We start from the raw sequence: 22,143 nt of genomic DNA on the forward strand, positions 1-22,143 counted from the left end.
TAATTTGCATCGTCGCCCGAAGGAAAGACTGAATGGACCGCGTGCGAAATCTTCTGGAACAGATCCAGAACCGCCTCGAAGAATTGAACAAGGCCGAGCGCAAAGTCGCAGAAGTCATCCTGCTCAACCCGCAGCAGGCCACCCGCTTCTCGATCGCCGCCCTCGCCCAGGCCGCCTCGGTCAGTGAACCGACGGTCAACCGTTTCTGCCGTTCGTTCGGCGTGAGCGGTTACCCTGAACTGAAATTGCAGCTGGCGCAAAGCCTGGCCAGTGGCGCCGCGTACGTCAGCCGCGCCGTGGAAGCCGATGATAACCCTGAGGCGTACACGCAGAAGATCTTTGGCAGCGCCATTGCGTCCCTGGACAGCGCCTGCCAGGCCCTGGACCCGGCCCTGATCAGCAAAGCCGTGGATCTGTTGATCCAGGCGCGGCAGATCCACTTCTTCGGCCTGGGCGCTTCGGCACCGGTGGCCATGGATGCGCTGCACAAGTTCTTCCGCTTCAACCTCGCCGTGACCGCCCATGCCGACGTGCTGATGCAGCGCATGATCGCCTCGGTGGCGCATACCGGCGAGTTGTTCGTGATCATCTCCTACACCGGGCGTACCCGTGAGTTGGTGGAAGTGGCGCGGATTGCCCGCAGCAACGGCGCCTCGGTACTCGGCGTGACCGCCGAGAACTCGCCGCTGGCCAAGGCCAGTACGGTGAGCCTGAATATTCCGTTGCCGGAGGACACCGACATCTACATGCCGATGACCTCGCGGATCATCCAGCTGACGGTGCTGGACGTGCTGGCGACCGGCATGACGTTGCGTCGCGGGGTGGATTTCCAGCCGCATCTGCGCAAGATCAAAGAGAGCTTGAATGACAGCCGGTATCCGGTGGGGGATGAGTTCAACTAGCAGGAATCTCCGCCAGCCGTACCGACCCTATCGCAGGCAAGCCAGCTCCCACAGGGGAATGCATTCCAAATGTGGGAGCTGGCTTGCCTGCGATGGCGCCATCAGCCTCACCGCTAAACCCCAGCCCTAGCCTGCAAACTGAGGTGCGCCCTCTCCCCCGGCGCCAGACTCGCCCCGGCCATCGCCGACTCTACGCACACAAACCCCGACGCCTCGTTGAAGCTCACCCCCAACAAGGGCCGGCTGCCGGGATGCCACACCACGGTGTCTGCGCTGTCGCCGGTGTCGATGCACAGCTCACGCTGCCAGGCGTGGTCCTTGAGCTGCAGTTCGCCCTCGTGTTGGAACACCCGTTGGCACCCGCCCTCCACCCGCAGCTCGCCTTCCTGCTGACAGACCTGGCGGTTGAGCTGGTCGTAACCTTGCGCACCATCGAGCCCAGACAGCGCTATCTCGTCAACGTGACCAATACGCCAATACGCGTGCAATGCATGGCTCAACTGGCACGGCAACTCGTCCTGATGCTCGGTGCTCAGGCGCAGCTCCAGGGTTTCGCCCAGGTGCGCGTGCAGGTCGACCTGCCAGTCGCACAGCTGCAATTGCCAGTGCAGGTGTACGCCGTCCTCGTCGGTGCTGCTGTCGAGCAGTTTCCAGTCGATGAGCCGCGCCCAGCCATGGGACGGCCAGGCGTTCTCGCTCGGATGGCGGCCATACCAGGGCCAGCACACCGGCACACCACCACGGATGGCGCCGACCTGGGGCCACTTGGCCGCACACCAGAGCCAGGGCTTCTGGCCCCGCGGCTGAAAATGCAGCAGTTGCGCGCCCTGGCGGCTGAACACCGCCTGGCACAACGGGTGGTCGATCACCAACACGTCGCGCATCTGAAAGCGTTCCCAGGCGAACACCGGTCGCTCGCGCAGGGATTTGAAAAAGCGTTGCAGCGGATGCTCATGCATGTGCCACGGTCCTGAATGTCTTTGTGGGAGCTGGCTTGCCTGCGATGGCATCAACGCAGCTTGCCTGCTGTACCGAGCCGCCTGGATCGCAGCGGTGCGGCGATCCGACAAGCCAGCTCCCACAGGGAGATGTGCTCCCCTTCCTCAAAAAAAAGCGGGTAGCCATGGCTACCCGCAAAATGCGCACAGAGAGAAGGAGCTTATCGCAACAACGTTAGAACGTAGACTGAATTTTCAGGCCCGCTACCAACGCGTTGTCGACTTCTTTCACACCGCCTGGGTTGGCGACGTATTGCAGGTTGGGACGCACGGTCAGCCAGTTGGTGACGTGGAAGCCGTAGTTGATTTCGACGTTGTACTCGGTGTTACGCAGCGGTGCGAAACCCGATTGGTCGTAGTCGGTGAAGCCACCAGCAGCATTGAGCAGCTCGGCGTTTTTCTTCACGTCACTGTTGGCGTGGATACGGGAAACACCGATACCGACGTCATCCTTGGTGCGCGCGTCGAATGGACCTTTGTAGACCAGCATCAACGACTGGTAGTTGTCGACCAGGTTGGTGTCCTTGTCGTGGAAGGTCACGTTGGCCGCGATGTTCAGGCCGCGGGAAGCGTCGCCATTGTGCGTGGTGAGTTGTTGTTGCAGCACACCCCAGTAGCCGGTCTTGCTGCTACGGACACGGAAGGCCGCGCCGGTGGTGCCAGCGTCGTTACCGTTGACGTCTTCACGTACGTCGTTGGCATCGGCGGTGCTCTTGTAGTAACCCACACGGTATTCGCCCGGCAGGCCATTGACCTTCGGCGACCAGACCAATTCCACCGGGATCACGGTGCCCTTGGTGCCACTGCCGCTGAGCTTGAAGCCGTTGCCGTGCTCCAGCTGCGACGGGTTCTGGTTGTACGCACCGATTTGCGCATACAGCTCTGGCGTGATGTTGTACTTCACGCGGATAGCCGCCTGGCTCACCGGCCAGTTGTACCAGGTGTTCACGTAGTTACCCACTTGCGAGCCGCAGAACGACAGGTTCTGGAAGTCGCATGGGAAGGTGTTGAAGTCTTCGCCTTCACCGAAGTAACCGAGTTTCACATCCAGCTTGTTGTCGAACATCTGGTGCTGAATCCAGAACTGGGTCAGACGCACCATGTGGCCACGGCCATCAACCTCTTGAGACGAACTCAAGGTGCCGGCACGCGGGTCGCCAATACGGTCATTGGAGATGTTTGCGCCATTACGGTTGGTCAGTTGGATCTTGGCCTGGGTGTTGTCCCAGCCCCACAGCTTTTGCAGATCCAGTGCTACGCCCAGACCGAACTGGTCAGCGTAACGGGCAGTTTTGTCGTTGTTGTAGCCACCGTGCAGGTTGCCACCGACTTCCCCAACGTAGTCAGCCTTGATGTCGATACCTTGCTCGATCAGCTTGGTACGCTCACCACCCCAATCGCCGGTCATCCACTTGGAATCGGAGCTGAATGCATCGGCCGCCATCGCATTGGCGGACAATACCAGGGCTGCTGCTGCTGACAGTTGGCAGATCAGCCGAGTGTTGTTGTGTTGCTTTTTCATCCCTACATCCTCGTCTTTATTGTTATTAAACTGTTTTTATCTAACGCGGTTTACTTTTTTTAGCTAAAACAACAAGTTATCTACTTCAGCGGCCTTTGAATTGAGCCACATTGTCGGCATGCCCTTGTGTAGGCGATGAAGAAGCAGTGCCCAGGCGCTCACCGGTCTTGGCGTCAAACAGCAACACTTTGGCCGGGTCAAACTGTAGGGTCAGGGTCTCGCCAACCTGCGGCGCCACATCCGGCGCCAGACGGCAGCAGACCTTGGTGTCATTGAGTTGCACGAACACCAGGGTGTCCGGGCCGGTCGGCTCGGTGACCTGGACTTCGGCGCGAATGCTCGACGAACCATTGCCCTCGCCCGCTGCCAGCAAGATCTGCTCAGGGCGCAGGCCGAGGATCACGTCACGGTCTTCGAGGCCCGCATCGTTCATGTTCAACGCCAGCTCGCAACGGGCCTGGCCGCTGTCGAGCAGGGCCACCAGGCGGCCGTCCTTGCGTTGCAGGCGCACGGGCACGAAGTTCATCGGCGGCGAACCGATGAAGCTCGCCACGAACTGGTTGGCCGGGTTGTTGTAGATCTCTTTGGGCGTGCCAAACTGCTGGATGATGCCGTCCTTCATGACCGCCACCTTGTCGCCCAGGGTCATCGCTTCGATCTGGTCGTGGGTCACGTAGACCGTGGTGGTCTTGAGGCGCTGGTGCATCAGTTTCATTTCGGTACGCATCTCGACACGCAGCTTGGCGTCGAGGTTGGACAGCGGTTCGTCGAACAGGTAGATCTTCGGGCGACGTGCGAGGGCGCGGCCCATGGCCACACGCTGTTGCTGGCCACCGGACAGCTGGCCCGGCTTGCGATTGAGCAGGTGCTCGATCTGCAGCAGCTTGGCTACGCGCGCCACTTCGGCGTCGATATCGGCCTGGGGCATTTTGCGGATCTTGAGGCCGAACTCGATGTTCTCGCGCACGCTCATGGTCGGGTACAACGCGTAGGACTGGAACACCATGGCGATGTCGCGATCCTTGGGGCTCATGCCGCTCACGTCCTGGTCGCCGATCATGATCGCGCCGCCCGTGATGGTTTCAAGGCCAGCGATGCAGTTCATCAGCGTGGATTTACCGCAACCCGAAGGGCCGACCAGGATCAGGAATTCGCCTTCCTTGATCGACAGTTCGATGTTCTTCAAGGTGTCGGGCAGGCCGGCGCCATAGGTCTTGTTTACATTGCGAAGTTCAAGCGTAGCCATGATTACCCCTTGACCGCGCCGGCCGTGAGGCCGCGCACGAAATACTTGCCTGCGATCACATAGACCAGCAGGGTCGGCAACCCGGCGATCATCGCCGCTGCCATATCAACGTTATATTCCTTGGCCCCGGTGCTGGTGTTGACCAGGTTGTTCAGCGCCACCGTGATGGGCTGCGAGTCACCGCTGGAGAACACCACACCGAACAGGAAGTCGTTCCAGATCTGGGTGAACTGCCAGATCAGGCAGACCATGATGATCGGCGTGGACATCGGCAGAATGATCTGGCGGAAGATCGTGAAGAAACCCGCACCGTCCAGGCGCGCGGCCTTGATCAGCGCGTCCGGGATGCTCACGTAGTAGTTACGGAAGAACAGCGTGGTGAACGCCAGGCCGTAGACCACGTGCACAAACACCAGGCCGGTGGTGGTGCTGGCCAGGCCCATCTTGCCAAGGGTGAACGACGCTGGCAGCAGCACGGTCTGAAACGGCAGAAAGCAGCCGAACAACAGCAGGCCGAAGAACAGTTGCGAGCCCTTGAAGCGCCAGAACGACAGCACATAGCCGTTCAACGCACCGATGGCAGTGGAGATCAGCACAGCCGGAACGGTGATCTTGATCGAGTTCCAGAAGTAGCCGTCCACGGTGGCCCAGGCCTTGACCCAGCCGATGCCGGTGACCACGGTCGGCCAGCTCAGCAGGTTGCCGGTGCTGATGTCTTCCGGGGTCTTGAAGCTGGTGAGCAACATCACCACCAGCGGTACCAGGTACAGCAGCACCGCGATGATCAGCACCGCGTAGATCGCGATGCGGCTCAGGCTGATGGAAGGTTTGGAAGCGAGACTAGTCATTACGCTTGGTCCTCAGCTCGGAGTAGAGGTAAGGCACGATGATCGCGAGGATCGCACCGAGCATCAGGATTGCACTGGCCGAACCCATACCCATCTGGCCACGGCTGAAGGTGAACGAGTACATGAACATCGCAGGCAGGTCGGACGAGTAGCCCGGGCCGCCGGCGGTCATGGCCGCCACCAGGTCGAAGCTCTTGATCGCAATGTGCGCCAGGATCATCACCGCACTGAAGAACACCGGACGCAGGCTTGGCAGCACCACGCTCCAGTAGATGCGCGGCAGGCTGGCGCCGTCGATCTGGGCGGCGCGGATGATCGATTGGTCCACACCGCGCAGGCCGGCGAGGAACATCGCCATGATGAAGCCGGAGGCTTGCCACACGGCCGCGATCACCAGGCAGTAGACCACGCGGTCCGGGTCGATCAGCCAGTCGAGACGGAAGCCTTCCCAGCCCCAGTCCCGCAGGAGTTTGTCCAGGCCCATGCCCGGGTTGAGCAGCCATTTCCAGGCGGTACCGGTGACGATCATGGAGAGCGCCATCGGGTACAGGTAAATGGTGCGGATAAAGCCTTCGCGGCGGATTTTCTGGTCGAGGAAGATCGCCAGTGTCACGCCGATGACCAGGGTGATGCCGATGAACATCCCACCGAAAACCGCCAGGTTCTTGCTCGCTACCCACCAGCGGTCGTTGTCGAACAACCGGGCGTATTGCGCAAGGCCGGCCCATTTGTAGCTGGGCAGGAAGGTGGAGTTGGTGAACGACAGCACGAACGTCCACAGGATGTAGCCGTAAAAGCCCACCAGCACGATGAACATGCTCGGCGCCAGCACCAGTTTGGGAAGCCAGCGCTGCAGTGCATCGAACGGCGAGGCCTTGCTGAACACAGCAACAGAACTCATGGGAAAATCCAGTACAGGGAAAAAGGGCTACAGGGTGACTCTCTGCCGGAGCGCGGTTTGTGTGGGAGCTGGCTTGCCTGCGATGCAGCCAACTCGGTGTAACCGACACACCGCGTTGTTTGCATCGCCGGCAAGCCGGCTCCTACAAAAGCATCACTTGGCTGACTTGATCGCAGCGCCGAGTTTCTTGGCGGTGTCGGCCGGGTCGGCTTTCGGGTCGTTGATGTAGTTAGTCACGACATCAAAGAACGCACCTTGCACAGCCAGGGTGGTGGCCATGTTGTGGGCCATGCTTGGCTGCAGGCCGCCGGTCTTGGCGTCTGCCAGGAAGTCTTTGGCAGCGGTCTGGGCGCAGGAGTCGAAGCCGAGCTTGTCCATTTCATTGAGCATGTCGGTACGAACAGGGATCGAACCCTTGTTGATGCTGAAGACTTTCTGGAAGTTTTCACCCAGCACGACTTTGGCGATGTCCTGCTGACCGGCAGCAGTGCCTTTGTCTTTTTGCTTGAACACCGCCAGGGAGTCGATGTTGTAGGTGAAGGCTTTGTCGGTGCCCGGGAAGGCTACGCACTCGTAGTCCTTGCCGGCGACTTTCTTGGCAGCGGTCCATTCAGACTTGGCCCAGTCACCCATGATCTGCATGCCGGCCTTGCCATTGATGACTTTGCCCGCTTCCAGGTTCCAGTCCTGGCCTTTGCCGTCGACGTCCATGTAGGTCGCGACTTTCTTCAGCTCAGTCAGGGCCTTGACCATTTCCGGGCCGGTCAGCGCGGCGTTGTCCAGGTCAACCAGGGCTTTCTTGTAGCCATCTGCACCCATCACCGACAAAACCACGGCTTCGAATACAGTGCTGTCCTGCCAAGGCTGGCCACCGTGGGCGAGCGGAATGAAGCCCGCCGCTTTGAGCTTGTCGCCGGCTGCGTAGAATTCTTCAAGGGTGGTTGGGTTCTTGGTGATCCCGGCTTTCTTGAAGACTTCCGGGTTGATCCACAGCCAGTTCACGCGGTGAATGTTCACCGGTACGGCAACGTAGTTGCCTTCGTACTTCACGGTGTCGGAGACTTTTTTGTCGAGCAGCGAGTCCCACTTCTCTTCTTTGGCGACGTCCTTGAGCACGTCGGTGTCGAGCAGGCCAGTCGACGCCCATTCCTGGATGTCCGGGCCTTTGATCTGGGCAACGCCTGGCGGGTTGCCAGCGACTGCGCGGCTTTTCAGCACGGTCATGGCGGTAGCACCACCACCGCCGGCGACAGCGCCGTCTTTCCAGGTGAAGCCGTCTTTCTCAACTTGGGCCTTCAGGACATCTACAGCCGCTTTTTCACCACCCGAGGTCCACCAATGCACAACTTCAACCGTCCCTTTCGAGTCGGCGGCAAATGCACTGAGGGGAAACAACGAGGCAATGGAAATAGCTACGGCGAGGCGATTAATCGCGTTCATCTGAGTACCTTTTCTTGTTGTTATGCATGCAAGTCTAGAGCTTGCGCTGCACGGAGTTTAAACAGGGATTTTCCAGGCGCAGGTAACAAAGGGACGCACAAATGTCACCAGCTCGTGACATAAGCGCCGCGCCCCAGAGCGCTGGCCATGCTGGGTGCCAAGGGTAACGCAGGCAGTAACACCGCTTGCCAGGCATGGTACAGGTCGGGTTTGCCGCCCCAGATCTTGCTGCTGGGTTGGTTTTGCGGGCTCAGTTCGTGATGCCAACTGCCGTGCAGACGGTCGATGAAATGGGTTTCGCAGAACTCCCAGAAGCGTCGGTACCAGGTCTCGTAATGCAGCTCGCCGGTACGCTTGAGCAGCGCTTGCGCGGCGGCGCTGGCCTCGGCGTGGGTCCAGTGCAGGCGCTCACGCACCACGGGGCGCTGGCTCCAGTCCAGGGTGTAGACGATGCCGGGCGCACCGTCCACGGCCCAGGCGTACTCGCAGGCGCTGGCGAACAAGCCCTTGGCGTCGGTCACCAGCCAGTCGGGCGTGGCGAGCCCGGCCTGCAGGCGGGCGGCTTCCAGGTGCAGCACCAACCGCGCCCATTCAAAACCGTGGCCGGGGGTGATGCCATAGGGGCGAAAGCCGTCGGCGGGGTTGTCTTCGTTGTAACCGAGCAGGGGTTGCCAGTGGGCGTCAAAGTGCTCGATGACCATGTGCTGGTTGCCCGCCGCATGGGTGTGGATAACACGCTCGACGATGCGCAACGCACGGTCCAGCCAGCGCGTGTCGCCGGTGACATCGGCCAGGGCCAGAAAGGCCTCGGTGGCGTGCATGTTGCTGTTGGCGCCACGGTAGGCTTCGATGCCGCTCCAGTCCTGGGCAAAGGACTCGAGCATCACGCCCTCCTCCTCGCTCCAGAAGAACTGGTCGATGATATGGATAGCGTCGTTCAACAGATTCTGTGCGCCGGGCGCGCCGGCCACCACCGCCGAGCTGGCGGCGAGCGCGACGAACGCATGCAGGTAGGCTGCTTTGCCACGGTTGCCATCCCGCGCGTGAGGCGTGGCGAACCAACCACCGTGCTCGCTATCACGCAGGGGACCACTCAGGGCGGCCACACCGTGCGCTACCAGATCGGCATAACCGGGCAACCCCATGGCGTGGGCCATGGCAAAGCTGTGGGTCATGCGGGCGGTGTTCATGGTCTCGGCGTGGGCATCGGCGGGCAGTTGGCCGTTGTCGTCCAAGTTGCCGAAGCCCTCGGGCAGTCGAGAGGCCTTGGCGAACGACAGCAGGCGCTGGCCTTCATTGGCGAGCCAGGCGTGATGGGCAGGTGCGTTCAGCCAACTGCTGGCAGGCAGTGGGTGTGTGGTCATGGGTGGCCCTTATTATTTTTTGTGGGATGACCGGAGTCTAAACAAGGGCGAGGTGGGGGCAAGTAACGAAGGGCAAGGGAAATGTCACAGGCCAGTGACAATAGTCAGGCGTAGGAGCTGGCTTGCCAGCGATAGCACTCTAATAGTCAGCCACCCTGTGACTGACCCACCGCCATCGCTGGCAAGCCAGCTCCTACAGTTTGGGCCAGGACCTACCTGATGAGCCTGGTCGCACCATCGATTCTCACTGGCCGAGCGGAGTGACCCGTGCCGGCGCGCTGAGCTGCTGTTGCAGGTTCTGCACCTGGCTTTGCAAGGTGGTGATGTTGCGCGTGGTCTGGATGCGGAACACGTCGAACTCCTTGTTGGTCGGCGCGTCGCTGTTGCCCGGCTGGTTGTCCTGGGCACTCTTCAACACCACCAGGTCCTGCTCGAGACGGGCGATGGCCGCGCTCGGGTTGCCCTGCTTCTTCAGGGCGGCCACGTCGGCGGACAAGTCCTTGATCTCGGTATCACGCTTGCCTGCATCACCTTGCGCGGCTTTCAAAGTCGCTACGGCGTCGGTCAGGGCCTGGACCTGCCCTTGCAGCTTGGCGTTGGCGTTCGACAGGTCGGTGGTGCTGGCGGTCATCTGCGCCAGGCGCTGGTCCAGCACGGTGGCCTGGCCGGCGACGCCGACCTGCTGTTTGCCCTGTTCCAGCAACTGGCTTTCCAACTGCTTGATCTGCAACTTGAGGGCTTCACTGCCATTGTTCACGCTGGCTTCGCTGGCCACTACCTTGCCGGAAATATCCTGCAGGCGCCCTGCCGCTTCTTCGCTGATGCGCGCGAAACTTTCCTGGGTGGCGACCAGTTGCTGGCCCATCAGGGAGATCTGCTGGAAGCTCCACCAGGCGAGGCCGGCGAAGGCGATCAGCAGCGCGCCGACCAGCGCCCACAGCGGGCCGGTGCTGGCACTCTTGACCTTGACCACCGGCGTCGTGCGCGAACGCACGGAGGTGGCGGGAGTCGGCTCGAAATCATCATCGTCCCCGTGGTCTGCCCGCAGGCTGGGAACATTGTCGAAATCGTCGTTAGCATCGTTACGCATGTATCAACCCTGAATCGGTGAGATGGCTGCCTGGAAAGCCGAGCGACCGGAGTATAAACCGCGCCCGCGCCGCACTGGTCGACCTGAAACCTCGAATTCGGTTCCCGATGTGTTGCCTGATGTGAGCTTACTTGAGCCCCGGATCCTGGGCTTTCCACCAACTGCAGAACTCGTCGAGGGCGGTCCACAGGCTGACCTTGGGCTCGTAGTCCAGATAATGCCTCGCCCGGCTGATGTCGAGGGTGAAATCTTTGTTCATCACTTGCATGCCCAAGCGTGATAACGCCGGCTCCGGACGCCCCGGCCACATCGCGCAGAACGCTTCGTTCAACGCCGCCACGCTGTAGGCCAGGCCGTAGGACCGATACCGGGTGACCTGCGGCATGTCCATCTGGCGCATCACGTAGTTCACTACATCCCACACCGGCACCGGCGTGCCATTGCTGATGTTGTAGGCCTTGCCCAAGGCCGAGCCCGTGGCCAGCAGGCTGCTGAGCAGCGCCTCGTTCAGGTTGTGCACGCTGGTGAAGTCGACCTTGTTCAAGCCGTCGCCGACGATGGCCAGGCGGTTCTTGCGCTGCATCTTCAGCAGACGCGGGAAAATGCTCATGTCCCCGGCGCCGGTGACAAAGCGCGGGCGCAGGGCAATCACCTCCAGGCCGAACTCCTGGGCGCCAAACACCTTTTGCTCGGCCAGGTACTTGGTGGCGGCGTAAGGATGCTTGAAGCGCTTGGGTACTTGCTCTTCGGTCAGACCCAGGTGGTCGCGCCCATCAAAGTAGATCGACGGCGACGACAAGTGCACCAGGCGCCCCACCCGTTGTTTCAGACAGGCTTCGACGACGTTTTCCGTCACCAGCACGTTGCCTTGGTGGAAGTCCTGGTATTTGCCCCACAACCCGACGGCACCGGCGCAATGCACCACGGCTTCGACATCGCGGCACAGGTCGCGCACCAGGTCGGCGTCATTCAGATCACCCTGGATAAACTCGGCGCCACGCCGTATCAGGTGCTCCACACCTTCGGCGCGTCGCCCGTTGACCCGTACGTCCAGGCCCTGCTCCAAGGCGAAACGCGCAAAGCGCCCGCCAATGAAGCCGCTTGCGCCGGTGACCAGAATTTTCATGTATTACCCCGTGCTCTTTCGTTTTTCATCGCTGTTGCCTTGACGCCCGCTGTCACGCCAACGGCACCAGCCATTGGCCACACGCCTGGGCCAGATGGTCGGTCAACAAGCCCAACAATTGCCCGCCACTGCGCCAATGATGCCAGTACAGCGGCACATCGATGGGCTTATCTGGCAATAACTCCAGTAAAACGCCCTTTTCCAGTTGGTCACGTACCTGCAATTCGGGCACCAGGCCCCAGCCGAGACCAGCCTCCGTCAGGCGGATAAACCCTTCGGACGAGGGGCACAAATGGTGTTCAAAACCACCGTCCACGCCCAAGGAAGCCAGGTAGCGGTGTTGCAGGAAATCATCCGGGCCGAACACCAGCGCCGGAGTCCGGGCCAACTGATCCGCGCGCACACCGTTTGGGAAATGCCGCGCAATAAAGGCCGGACTGGCCAGCGCCCGATAGCGCATGGCACCGAGCAACAGGCTGCGGGCACCGGCCACCGGGCGCTCGCTGGCGCAGATACAGGCCGCCACTTCACCGGCACGCATGCGCTTGAGGCCCACGGTCTGGTCCTCCACCACCAGGTCCAGCAACAAGTGCTGCTCGGCGCAAAAGCCACTGACCGCTTCGGCCCACCAGGTGGCGAGGCTGTCGGCATTCAGGGCGATGCGCAGGCGCTCGGGCATACCCTCTTCGTCCAGCGCCGGCACCTGGCTTTGCAGGTCACGCTCCAACAGCCGCACCTGTTGCACATGGTTGAGCAGGCGGCGGCCGATATCGGTGGGCGTCGGCGGCGTAGCGCGCACCAGCACAGGTTGACCGATACGGGCTTCCAGCAACTTGATGCGCTGGGAGATCGCCGATTGCGACAGCCCCAACACCTGGGCGCCACGCTCGAAACCGGCCTGTTCCACGATCGCCGCCAGGGCGGAAAGCAATTTATAGTCGAACATCAGTTTCTCTAATGAGCGATCAGCAATATTGGTTTTTCTTATACAGCGTAGCCCGTGAGAATGACCAGCATTGCTTCTCTCTACTTCAAGGAACTTCACATGGCTGGCGAAACCGCCCTGGCAACCCTGCTGCGCAGCATGAGCCCGCAACTCAATGACGGTGACTACGTGTTCTGCACCCTGCCCGACAACCGTATCCCGCCAGGGTGCGAGGCGATCGGCAGCTTTCGAGAACAGGAAGGCCTGACGCTGATTGTCGAGCGCCAACAAGCAGAAGACGCCGGGCTGAGCTTCGACTACGTCGCTGCCTGGATAACCCTGAATGTGCATTCGGCCCTTGAAGCCGTTGGCCTGACGGCCGCGTTTGCCAGCGCCTTGGGCAAGGCTGGCATCAGTTGCAACGTGATCGCCGGTTTCTACCACGACCACCTGTTTGTCGGCCGCGCCGATGCCGAGCGCGCCATGGGCGTGCTGCGGCAACTGGCAGCAGACGCGGAGTAACTCACTATGTGGCAAAGCTACCTGAACGGGCTGTTGGTGGCCCTGGGCCTGATCATGGCCATCGGCACACAGAACGCATTTGTGCTGGCGCAAAGCCTGCGCCGTGAGCACCACTTGCCCGTGGCGGCGCTGTGCGTGGTATGCGATGCGTTGCTGGTGGCTGCGGGCGTGTTCGGCCTGGCCACGGTGCTGGCACAGAACCCACTGTTGCTGGCAGTTGCGCGCTGGGGCGGCGCGGCGTTCCTGCTGTGGTACGGCACCCTGGCATTGCGCCGGGCGTTTTCCAAACAAAGCCTTGAACAAGGCGATAACCTAAAGGTGCGCTCATTGCGTGCCGTGTTGCTCAGCGCCCTGGCCGTGACGTTGCTCAATCCTCACGTGTACCTGGACACCGTGCTGCTGATCGGCTCGCTGGGCGCGCAACAAACCGAACCCGGCGCTTATGTCGCGGGGGCGGCCAGCGCGTCGTTGCTGTGGTTCGCCACCCTGGCGCTCGGCGCTGCGTGGCTGGCGCCCTGGTTGGCACGCCCCGCAACGTGGCGTCTGCTGGACCTGCTGGTGGCGGCGATGATGTTCAGCGTGGCTTATCAATTGATTGCCGCGTAGCGAATATTCCAAAACGCTCTGGAACCTCTATCCCACACAGTTGTTGCGTGGTTTTGCCGCACCCCCGGTGCTATGATCCGGACCCTGCGCCGCAAAGAGTACAAACTCCCCGGCGCTTGTTTGGCCGCCCGTGATCGGCCTTGCGCTCACCGCAACTGACCTGATTAGGAGAATCATCATGGCTTTCGAATTGCCGCCGCTGCCCTACGCACACGATGCCCTGCAGCCGCACATTTCCAAGGAAACCTTGGAATACCACCACGACAAGCACCACAACACCTATGTCGTGAACCTGAACAACCTGGTGCCTGGCACCGAGTTCGAAGGCAAGACCCTGGAAGAGATCGTCAAATCCTCCTCGGGCGGCATCTTCAACAACGCCGCTCAGGTCTGGAACCACACCTTCTACTGGAACTGCCTGGCGCCAAACGCCGGTGGCCAACCTACCGGCGCGCTGGCTGAAGCCATCAACGCTGCGTTCGGTTCGTTCGACAAGTTCAAGGAAGAGTTCACCAAGACGTCCGTCGGTACCTTCGGTTCCGGTTGGGGCTGGCTGGTGAAAAAGGCTGACGGTTCCCTGGCCCTGGCCAGCACCATCGGCGCCGGCAACCCGCTGACCAGCGGCGACACCCCGCTGCTGACCTGCGACGTCTGGGAACACGCCTACTACATCGACTACCGCAACGTGCGTCCAAAGTATGTGGAAGCGTTCTGGAACCTGGTCAACTGGAAGTTCGTGGCTGAGCAGTTCGAAGGCAAAACCTTCACTGCCTAAGCAACCCTTGCAGTAAAAAAAGCCCGGTGATTGCCGGGCTTTTTTGTGGGCGATGGAACCAGAGCCACGACACGAACCACGCAGGGAGGGAGAGGAATTGACCTCTACTACCTGTCGGAGAATTCAATATGTCCATTGCAGCAGCCGCCGCAGCAACAGCCGCTATTCCACTGGTTGGCGATCTCGTGAAAGCGGCACTTCCCGTCGCGGGCGAAGTTGTCAAAGCGGCCTCAGCGCTCCTTCAACCCTTCGCCGATGGGGCGGCAAAAAAGATTTTCGGCGAAGACACTTCAGACGCTAACCAGTCTGGAACCATCAACTTTGCGACCACTGTCGATAAAAAGATCACTTTCGACCTTCCCAAGTCGGCGTAACCGTCCACTTGATTGAGGCGCCGCCCATCAGCGGTCAGGTCTCTTCAGGCAGGCGGGTGTCAATCCGCCTTGCCCTTCCCTCATTGCCTCCCCCGCCAGATCATCTTTAACCCGCCTTTGCCCCAATGTTCCTTTGACTGCCATCACGAGATTGCCAATACTCATGGCATATTGAGGCTACCCGCATGGAACAAGGAATGACCCTTTGAAGCTGGAACTCAAAAACAGCTTGTCGGTGAAGTTGCTACGGGTTGTGCTGCTGTCGGCATTGATCGTGGGCGTGGCACTGAGTGCGGCGCAGATCGTTTTCGATGCCTACAAGACGCGCCAGGCCGTGGCCGGTGATGCCCAGCGTATCCTCGACATGTTTCGCGACCCCTCGACCCAGGCTGTCTACAGCCTGGACCGCGAGATGGGCATGCAAGTGATCGAAGGCCTGTTCCAGGACGATGCCGTGCGCATGGCCTCTATCGGTCATCCCAACGAAACCATGCTCGCCGAAAAAAGCCGCGCACTTCAGCAATCGCCCTCTCGCTGGCTGACCGACCTGATTCTTGGCCAGGAACGCACCTTCACCACCTCACTGGTCGGCAAAGGCCCCTACAGCGAGTATTACGGCGACCTGAGCATCACCCTGGACACCGCCACTTACGGCAAGGGCTTTCTGGTCAGTTCGGTGATCATCTTCATTTCTGGCGTGCTGCGCGCCTTGGCCATGGGCCTGGTGCTGTACCTGGTCTATCACTGGCTGCTGACCAAGCCGTTGTCGCGGATTATCGAACACCTGACCTCGATCAACCCGGACCGGCCCAGCGAACACAAGATCCCGCTGCTCAAAGGCCATGAACGCAACGAGCTGGGGCTGTGGATAAACACCGCCAACCAGTTGCTCGAATCCATCGAACGCAACACTCATTTGCGCCATGAGGCCGAAACCAGCCTGCTGCGCATGGCCCAGTACGACTTTCTCACCGGTTTGCCGAACCGCCAGAAATTGCAGGAGCAACTGGACAAGATCCTGATCGACGCCGGCCGCCGTCAGCGTCGCGTGGCGGTGTTGTGCGTGGGCCTGGATGACTTCAAAAGCGTCAACGAACAGTTCACCTACCAGGCCGGTGACAAACTGCTGCTGGCCCTGGCTGACCGTCTGCGCGCCCACAGTGGCCGCCTGGGTGCCCTCGCCCGCTTGGGCGGTGACCAATTCGCGCTGGTACAGGCCGATATCGACCAGCCCTACGAAGCCGCCGAACTGGCGCAAAGCATCCTCGATGACCTGGAAGCCGAGTTCGCCCTGGAGCACGAGCAGATTCGCCTGCGCGCCACCATCGGCATCACCTTGTTCCCGGAAGACGGCGACAGCACCGAGAAGCTGCTGCAAAAAGCCGAACAGACCATGACGTTGGCCAAGAGCCGCTCGCGCAACCGCTATCAGTTCTATATCGCTAGCGTCGACAGCGAAATGCGCCGGCGCCGGGAGCTGGAAAAAGACCTGCGCGAGGCCCTGAACCGCGAGCAATTCCACCTGGTGTACCAACCTCAGATCAGCTACCGCGACCATCGCGTGGTGGGCGTGGAAGCGCTGATTCGCTGGCAGCACCCGGAACACGGCCTGGTGCCGCCGGACCTGTTCATCCCGCTGGCGGAACAGAACGGCACCATTATTCCGATCGGCGAGTGGGTGTTGGACCAGGCTTGCCGGCAGTTGCGCGAATGGCATGACCTGGGCTTCACCGACCTGCGCATGGCGGTCAACCTGTCCACAGTGCAACTGCACCACACCGAGCTGCCGCGGGTGGTCAACAACCTGATGCAGATCTACCGCCTGCCGCCGCGCAGCCTGGAACTGGAAGTCACCGAGACCGGCCTGATGGAAGACATCAGCACCGCCGCCCAACACTTGCTGAGTCTGCGTCGCTCCGGGGCGCTGATCGCCATCGATGACTTCGGCACCGGCTATTCGTCGCTGAGTTACCTCAAGAGCCTGCCGCTGGACAAGATCAAGATCGACAAGAGCTTCGTGCAAGATCTGCTCGATGACGACGACGATGCGACCATCGTGCGCGCCATCATCCAACTGGGCAAAAGCCTGGGGATGCAGGTGATCGCCGAAGGGGTGGAAACCGCCGAACAAGAGGCCTACATCATCTCCGAAGGCTGCCACGAAGGTCAGGGCTACCACTACAGCAAACCGCTGCAGGCCCGGGAGCTGGCGGCCTTTCTGAAGCAGTCCGAGCGCAACAACGCGGCGATTCTCTGAAACAGCAAAACGATACTAAATATTTCCCTCGCATAAACCTTTACACAAAATGCAAATCTTTCGCATTATGTCGCAGTTTTTGCGCTCCCCCGCGCGCCCTATCAACAACCGAAGCAGGATGTTCGCCATGATTCGTATGCCCCTGGCCACCGCCAGTCTGCTGGCCATTGCCATTTCTCTCGCCGGTTGCGGCGAAGGTAAAGACAAGGCCGCCGCAAACCAGGCGCCGACCCCGGCTGCCAGCACTACCGCTCCAGCGGCTGCCACCCCAGCAGGCCAGGTCGACGAAACGGCCGCCAAAGCCGTGGTCGCGCATTACGCTGACATGGTATTCGCGGTGTACAGCGACGCCGAGTCCACTGCAAAAACCCTGCAAACCGCCATCGACACGTTCCTGGCCAACCCGAACGACGAAACCCTGAAAGCAGCCCGTACTGCTTGGATCGCCGCGCGCGTGCCGTACCTGCAGAGCGAAGTGTTCCGCTTCGGCAACACCATCATCGACGACTGGGAAGGCCAAGTGAACGCCTGGCCCCTGGACGAAGGCCTGATCGACTACGTCGACAAATCCTACGAGCACGCCCTGGGCAACCCGGGCGCCAACGCCAACATCATCGCCAATACCGAGATCCAGGTCGGCGAAGACAAGGTCGACGTCAAGGACATCACCCCGGAAAAACTCGCCAGCCTCAATGAGCTGGGCGGTTCCGAAGCCAACGTTGCCACCGGCTACCACGCCATCGAATTCCTGCTCTGGGGCCAGGACCTCAACGGCACCGGCCCTGGCGCGGGCAACCGCCCTGCCTCCGACTACCTGACCGGCGACGGCGCCACGGGCGGCAACAACGAGCGTCGCCGTACTTACCTGCGCGCCGTGACCCAACTGCTGGTGAGCGACCTGGAAGAAATGGTCGGCAACTGGAAACCCAACGTCGAAGACAACTACCGCGCCACCCTGGAGGCAGAACCTGCCACCGACGGCCTGCGCAAAATGCTGTTCGGCATGGGCAGCCTGTCCCTGGGCGAACTGGCCGGTGAGCGCATGAAGGTTTCCCTGGAAGCCAACTCGCCAGAAGACGAGCAAGACTGCTTCAGCGACAACACCCACAACTCGCACTTCTACGACGCCAAGGGCATCCGCAACGTCTACCTGGGCGAGTACACCCGTGTCGACGGCACCAAGATGACCGGCGCCAGCCTGTCGTCCCTGGTGGCCAAGGCCGACCCGGCTGCCGACAGCGCGCTCAAGGCCGACCTGGCGTCGACCGAAGCGAAGATCCAGGTCATGGTTGACCACGCCAACAAAGGCGAGCACTACGATCAGTTGATCGCTGCCGGTAACGACCAGGGCAACCAGATCGTGCGCGACGCCATCGCGGCACTGGTCAAGCAGACCGGTTCGATCGAAGCCGCTGCCGGCAAGCTGGGCATCAGCGACCTGAACCCGGACAACGCTGATCACGAGTTCTGATTCGTGCGGTGTTGAGAGAGGCGACCTTCGGGTCGCCTTTTTTATGCGCGCACTCTCAGCCACCCCATACTCCTGTGGGAGCTGGCTTGCCTGCGATAGCGGCGTATCAGTTAATGAAGATGTTGCTGACCCACTGCTATCGCAGGCAAGCCAGCTCCCACAGTTGATCTACGTTGCTCCCAAGCCCCGGTTTACATGCTCTGCACCGCAGGTAGAATGGCGCCTCTGCCCAATCACCCGAGCACATTTCATGGCGTTGCCGACCCTACGCATCATCGGTTTCATCATCGGCATCTTCCTGATCACCCTTGCGATCGCCATGGTCGTCCCGATGGCCACCCTGGTGATCTTCGAACGCACACAAGACCTGCCCTCGTTCCTGTGGGCCAGCATGATCACCTTTATCGCCGGCCTAGCCCTGGTCATTCCCGGCCGCCCCGAGCATGTGCACCTGCGTCCCCGGGACATGTACCTGCTCACCGTCACCAGCTGGGTGGTGGTGTGCGTGTTCGCCGCCCTGCCCTTTCTGCTGACCCAGCACATCAGCTACACCGACTCGTTTTTTGAAAGCATGTCCGGCATCACCGCCACCGGTTCCACGGTGCTGAGCGGGCTGGACAGCATGTCCCCGGGCATCTTGATGTGGCGCTCGCTGCTGCACTGGCTCGGCGGCATCGGCTTTATCGGCATGGCGGTGGCGATCCTGCCGCTGCTGCGCATCGGTGGCATGCGCCTGTTCCAGACCGAGTCCTCGGACCGCTCGGAAAAGGTCATGCCCCGCTCACACATGGTGGCGCGGCTGATCGTGGCGACGTATGTGGGCATCACGATCCTCGGCAGCCTGGCGTTCTGGTGGGCCGGCATGGGCCTGTTCGACGCGATCAACCACGCGATGTCAGCCATTTCCACCGGGGGTTTCTCCACCTCCGATGAGTCCCTTGCCCACTGGAAACAGCCTGCCGTGCACTGGGTGGCGGTGGTGGTGATGATCCTCGGCAGCCTGCCGTTCACCCTGTATGTGGCCACGCTGCGCGGCAACCGTCGGGCACTGATCAAGGATCAGCAGGTACAAGGCTTGCTCGGCCTGTTGATCGTGACCTGGCTGGTGCTGGGCACCTGGTACTGGTGGACCACCGACCTGCACTGGCTGGACGCGCTGCGGCATGTGGCGGTGAACGTCACGTCCGTGGTCACCACGACCGGTTTTGCGCTGGGGGACTACAGCATCTGGGGCAACTTCTCACTGATGCTGTTCTTCTACCTGGGCTTTGTCGGCGGCTGTTCCGGCTCTACGGCGGGCGGCATCAAGATCTTCCGGTTCCAGGTCGCCTATATCCTGCTCAAGGCCAACTTGAACCAGCTGATTCACCCGCGCGCGGTGATCAAGCAGAAGTACAACGGCCACCGCCTCGATGAAGAAATCGTCCGCTCGATCCTGACCTTTTCGTTCTTCTTCGCCATCACCATCTGCGCCATTGCCCTGGCCTTGTCGCTGCTTGGGCTGGATTGGATGACCGCGTTGACCGGCGCCGCCAGCACCGTTTCAGGCGTGGGCCCGGGCCTGGGCGAGACCATTGGCCCGGCCGGCAACTTCGCCAGCCTGCCGGATGCGGCCAAGTGGATCCTGTCGTTCGGCATGCTGCTGGGACGGCTGGAGATCATTACAGTCTTTGTTCTGTGCATTCCGGCGTTCTGGCGTCACTGACCGTCGAGGCTTCCAGCAAACGCGCCCGGTATTCGCCGGGCGTGGCGTCGAACCAGCGGCGAAACGCGCGGAAGAAATTGCTCGGGTCGGCAAACCCCAGCAGGTAGGCGATTTCCAGCAGGGTCATGCTCGGCTGTGCCAGGTACTGCTCGGCCAATTCGCGGCGGGTGTCGTCGAGCAGCGATTGGAAACTGGTGCCTTCCTCCTGCAAACGCCGCTGCAGCGTGCGCTGGGACAGGTGCAGGGTCTGGGCGACCACCTCACGCTTGGGCTCGCCCTGGGGCAACAGGCGACACAGCACCTGCCGCGCCTTGTGGGTCACGCGGCTTTCCGAAAAACGCGCCAGGTATTCACCGGCAAACCGATCATGCAACAGCGCCATGGCCTCGTTGGCCGTGGGCAGCGGCGCGTCCATGTCGGCCCGCTCGAAAATCAACGCGTCATAGGGTGCGTTGAATTCCAGGGGGGCGTGGAAGGCTTGTTTATAGGGCGCCAGGTCCACCGGCTGATCGCCTTGCAACAGCACCTTGCGCGGCTGCAGGGTACGTCCGGTCAACCAGCCGCAGAGCGCCAGGGCGCTGGCCAGCGAGGCCTCGGCGCTTTGTCGGGTGGGCGGCAAGTGGTCACCATGCACCGTCAGAATCAGCGCATAGCCTTCGGGCAACAGTCGGAAACTCAGGTCGGCACTTTCAGCGATGATCCGCTGGTAGCGCACCAGGCGCATAAAGCCTTCGGCCAGCGTGTTGCTGGACATCAGCGCATAACCGGCCACATGAAAGGATGCAGGGCGCACCACCTTGCCCATGTTCAAGCCTATCGCCGGGTTGCCCGACAGCTCGACCGCCCGCTGCCAGAGCCGGGTCATGGAGTCTTGTGGAAAACGCGCATCAGGGTCACTGAGGGCGGCATAGTCCAGGCCCAGCTGCTTGAACAAGGCACGGCAGTCCAGGCCGTCCATTTCCAACGCCTTGACTATCCCCATCGCCCAGCTTGCAGAAGTTGTTCGTTCGCTCATGGCGTCTTCTTAAAAAAGCAGGCTTAAACGGCAGCCAGGAAGCCAAGGATACTAAAGTGGCATCTATTGTCACTGGCTGTTACCACTGATCACTCTAGACTCAAATAAGCTCCCCGCCGAACATCTGTTGGGCACCACAATAACGAGAGGGCCGGCTACAGTGGAAAATGTCAGACAATTCAATAGCTTCGCTGAGTTCTACCCGTATTACCTGAGCGAACACAGCAACAGCACCTGCCGGCGCCTGCACTTTATCGGCACCACGCTGGTGATCGGCATCCTGGCCTATGCCATCGGCAGAGGTTCATTGGGCCTGCTGATCGCCTTGCCGATAGCCGGTTACAGCTTTGCCTGGGTCGGCCATTTCTTCTTCGAAAAAAACCGCCCGGCGACCTTCCAGCACCCGTTCTACAGCCTGTTGGGGGATTTTGTGATGTACCGTGACATGATCCTGGGCAAGGTGCCGTTCTAGCCCCACGACCGTTTTAAGCGTGAAAGTTCGTACATCCGTCGAGATAAAAATCTTTTTGTCATTTTAGGTGCTGTATCCTGCCAAGGCTTTTTGAGAGCGCGGAATCACCTGCGATTGATAAAACAGACCTTGCGAGGAGCGACGACGATGCACGAGATACCTAATCTCCCCTTCCCAAGCCTGCACCCAACCGAGCAGCCAACACCGCAGCAGGCCAGCACCAAGCAGCCTGAGGCCAAAGAAGCAAAACCAGTCGACAGCAAACGCCAAGACTGACGCCGTAACAGACCGTGTGGAAAGCGCAACTTTGAGCGCTTTCCACACTGCCTGAAGACTTTGGATACCGCGATGACCGACACCCTCCCCGACTCTCCCGACGCCGCCGTTCTCGACGCTGCCCTGCAGATGGTCGACGTGTGGAACCGTCTGAGCCCCGACAAACAAGCCCTGCTGCTCAAGCGCTTCGGCACCCAGGAAAACGCCCTGGCCGCCCTGGTGACCACCCAACTGTTGGCCCCTGCCCAGCCCTGACGTCTTTTTGAGCTGACGTTTTTTGCTTTTGCCGCCCTGCGCAGGCCAAAGCA

General features: G+C 60.9%; 21 protein-coding genes. 10 read left to right on the top strand and 11 right to left on the bottom strand.

From position 1 onward, the window contains the following. Positions 1–41 precede the first annotated feature (41 nt). Positions 42–902: a MurR/RpiR family transcriptional regulator gene (locus tag AC07OV_RS12750; RefSeq protein WP_174554056.1), complete on the top strand. Its 861-nt coding sequence runs from the start codon at positions 42–44 to the stop codon at positions 900–902. 113 nt (positions 903–1,015) lie between these two features. Here AC07OV_RS12750 and AC07OV_RS12755 read toward each other — a convergent pair whose 3' ends face one another. The 10 genes from AC07OV_RS12755 to AC07OV_RS12800 all read right to left on the bottom strand — a co-directional run bounded on the left by AC07OV_RS12755 (position 1,016) and on the right by AC07OV_RS12800 (position 12,383). After that, positions 1,016–1,861, bottom strand: coding sequence for a D-hexose-6-phosphate mutarotase (locus AC07OV_RS12755; RefSeq protein WP_176994247.1), 846 nt, complete (start codon positions 1,859–1,861; stop codon positions 1,016–1,018). 214 nt (positions 1,862–2,075) lie between these two features. Continuing rightward, positions 2,076–3,422, bottom strand: coding sequence for a carbohydrate porin (locus tag AC07OV_RS12760; RefSeq protein ID WP_178925096.1), 1,347 nt, complete (start codon positions 3,420–3,422; stop codon positions 2,076–2,078). 85 nt (positions 3,423–3,507) lie between these two features. Continuing rightward, complete coding sequence (locus tag AC07OV_RS12765; protein ID WP_176994249.1) at positions 3,508–4,668, bottom strand: ABC transporter ATP-binding protein; 1,161 nt, start codon at positions 4,666–4,668, stop codon at positions 3,508–3,510. Between the two features lie 2 nt (positions 4,669–4,670). After that, on the bottom strand, positions 4,671–5,516 hold the full coding sequence (locus tag AC07OV_RS12770) for a carbohydrate ABC transporter permease (RefSeq protein ID WP_495092344.1): 846 nt from the start codon (positions 5,514–5,516) through the stop codon (positions 4,671–4,673). After that, positions 5,509–6,417 carry a carbohydrate ABC transporter permease gene (locus AC07OV_RS12775; RefSeq protein ID WP_017253695.1) on the bottom strand — a complete coding sequence of 303 codons (909 nt, stop codon included), beginning with the start codon at positions 6,415–6,417 and terminating at the stop codon, positions 5,509–5,511. Before AC07OV_RS12775 ends, AC07OV_RS12770 begins: the two co-directional genes overlap by 8 nt. A gap of 153 nt (positions 6,418–6,570) precedes the next feature. After that, a complete protein-coding gene (locus tag AC07OV_RS12780) occupies positions 6,571–7,857 on the bottom strand; it encodes an ABC transporter substrate-binding protein (RefSeq protein WP_495092345.1) in 1,287 nt (428 codons plus the stop codon). 104 nt (positions 7,858–7,961) lie between these two features. Further along, entirely contained in the window at positions 7,962–9,221 is a 1,260-nt protein-coding gene (locus tag AC07OV_RS12785) for a D-mannose isomerase (RefSeq protein ID WP_494997173.1), read from the bottom strand. A gap of 244 nt (positions 9,222–9,465) precedes the next feature. After that, a complete protein-coding gene (locus AC07OV_RS12790; RefSeq protein WP_495092346.1) occupies positions 9,466–10,311 on the bottom strand; it encodes an ATPase in 846 nt (281 codons plus the stop codon). Positions 10,312–10,438: 127 nt separating this feature from the next. Then, positions 10,439–11,437, bottom strand: coding sequence for an NAD-dependent epimerase/dehydratase family protein (locus AC07OV_RS12795; protein ID WP_176994254.1), 999 nt, complete (start codon positions 11,435–11,437; stop codon positions 10,439–10,441). 52 nt (positions 11,438–11,489) lie between these two features. Continuing rightward, positions 11,490–12,383, bottom strand: coding sequence for a LysR family transcriptional regulator ArgP (locus AC07OV_RS12800; RefSeq protein ID WP_176994255.1), 894 nt, complete (start codon positions 12,381–12,383; stop codon positions 11,490–11,492). A 99-nt stretch (positions 12,384–12,482) separates the two neighbouring features. On the opposite strand from AC07OV_RS12800, the gene AC07OV_RS12805 reads away from it, so the two are divergent. From AC07OV_RS12805 to AC07OV_RS12835, 7 genes are all read left to right on the top strand, one after another. Beyond that, positions 12,483–12,884: an ACT domain-containing protein gene (locus AC07OV_RS12805; protein ID WP_176994256.1), complete on the top strand. Its 402-nt coding sequence runs from the start codon at positions 12,483–12,485 to the stop codon at positions 12,882–12,884. A gap of 6 nt (positions 12,885–12,890) precedes the next feature. Next, the gene (locus AC07OV_RS12810; protein WP_495092347.1) at positions 12,891–13,490 is read left to right on the top strand and encodes a LysE/ArgO family amino acid transporter; all 600 of its coding nucleotides are present in this window, start codon (positions 12,891–12,893) and stop codon (positions 13,488–13,490) included. A gap of 178 nt (positions 13,491–13,668) precedes the next feature. Beyond that, positions 13,669–14,265, top strand: a complete 597-nt coding sequence (locus AC07OV_RS12815) for a superoxide dismutase (protein ID WP_003212997.1) — start codon at positions 13,669–13,671, stop codon at positions 14,263–14,265. A gap of 128 nt (positions 14,266–14,393) precedes the next feature. After that, positions 14,394–14,639, top strand: coding sequence for a hypothetical protein (locus AC07OV_RS12820; protein ID WP_176994258.1), 246 nt, complete (start codon positions 14,394–14,396; stop codon positions 14,637–14,639). 205 nt (positions 14,640–14,844) lie between these two features. After that, on the top strand, positions 14,845–16,896 hold the full coding sequence (locus tag AC07OV_RS12825; protein WP_176994259.1) for a putative bifunctional diguanylate cyclase/phosphodiesterase: 2,052 nt from the start codon (positions 14,845–14,847) through the stop codon (positions 16,894–16,896). Positions 16,897–17,023: 127 nt separating this feature from the next. Further along, complete coding sequence (locus tag AC07OV_RS12830) at positions 17,024–18,367, top strand: imelysin family protein (RefSeq protein ID WP_494997171.1); 1,344 nt, start codon at positions 17,024–17,026, stop codon at positions 18,365–18,367. Positions 18,368–18,617: 250 nt separating this feature from the next. Next, positions 18,618–20,072 carry a TrkH family potassium uptake protein gene (locus AC07OV_RS12835; RefSeq protein WP_176994261.1) on the top strand — a complete coding sequence of 485 codons (1,455 nt, stop codon included), beginning with the start codon at positions 18,618–18,620 and terminating at the stop codon, positions 20,070–20,072. Here AC07OV_RS12835 and AC07OV_RS12840 read toward each other — a convergent pair. Further along, positions 20,029–21,087, bottom strand: a complete 1,059-nt coding sequence (locus tag AC07OV_RS12840) for an AraC family transcriptional regulator (protein ID WP_494997170.1) — start codon at positions 21,085–21,087, stop codon at positions 20,029–20,031. The genes AC07OV_RS12835 and AC07OV_RS12840 overlap by 44 nt on opposite strands. A 160-nt stretch (positions 21,088–21,247) precedes the next feature. Here AC07OV_RS12840 and AC07OV_RS12845 point away from each other — a divergent pair, with 160 nt between their 5' ends. Both AC07OV_RS12845 and AC07OV_RS12850 read left to right on the top strand, forming a co-directional pair. Further along, positions 21,248–21,559 (top strand): Mpo1-like protein, encoded by a 312-nt coding sequence (locus AC07OV_RS12845; protein WP_176994263.1) that lies wholly within the window; start codon positions 21,248–21,250, stop codon positions 21,557–21,559. A 348-nt stretch (positions 21,560–21,907) separates the two neighbouring features. Then, positions 21,908–22,090, top strand: a complete 183-nt coding sequence (locus AC07OV_RS12850) for a hypothetical protein (protein ID WP_495092348.1) — start codon at positions 21,908–21,910, stop codon at positions 22,088–22,090. The last annotated feature ends 53 nt before the right edge of the window (positions 22,091–22,143 follow it).

The organism is Pseudomonas sp. GW821-FHT09A09 (assembly GCF_059418405.1).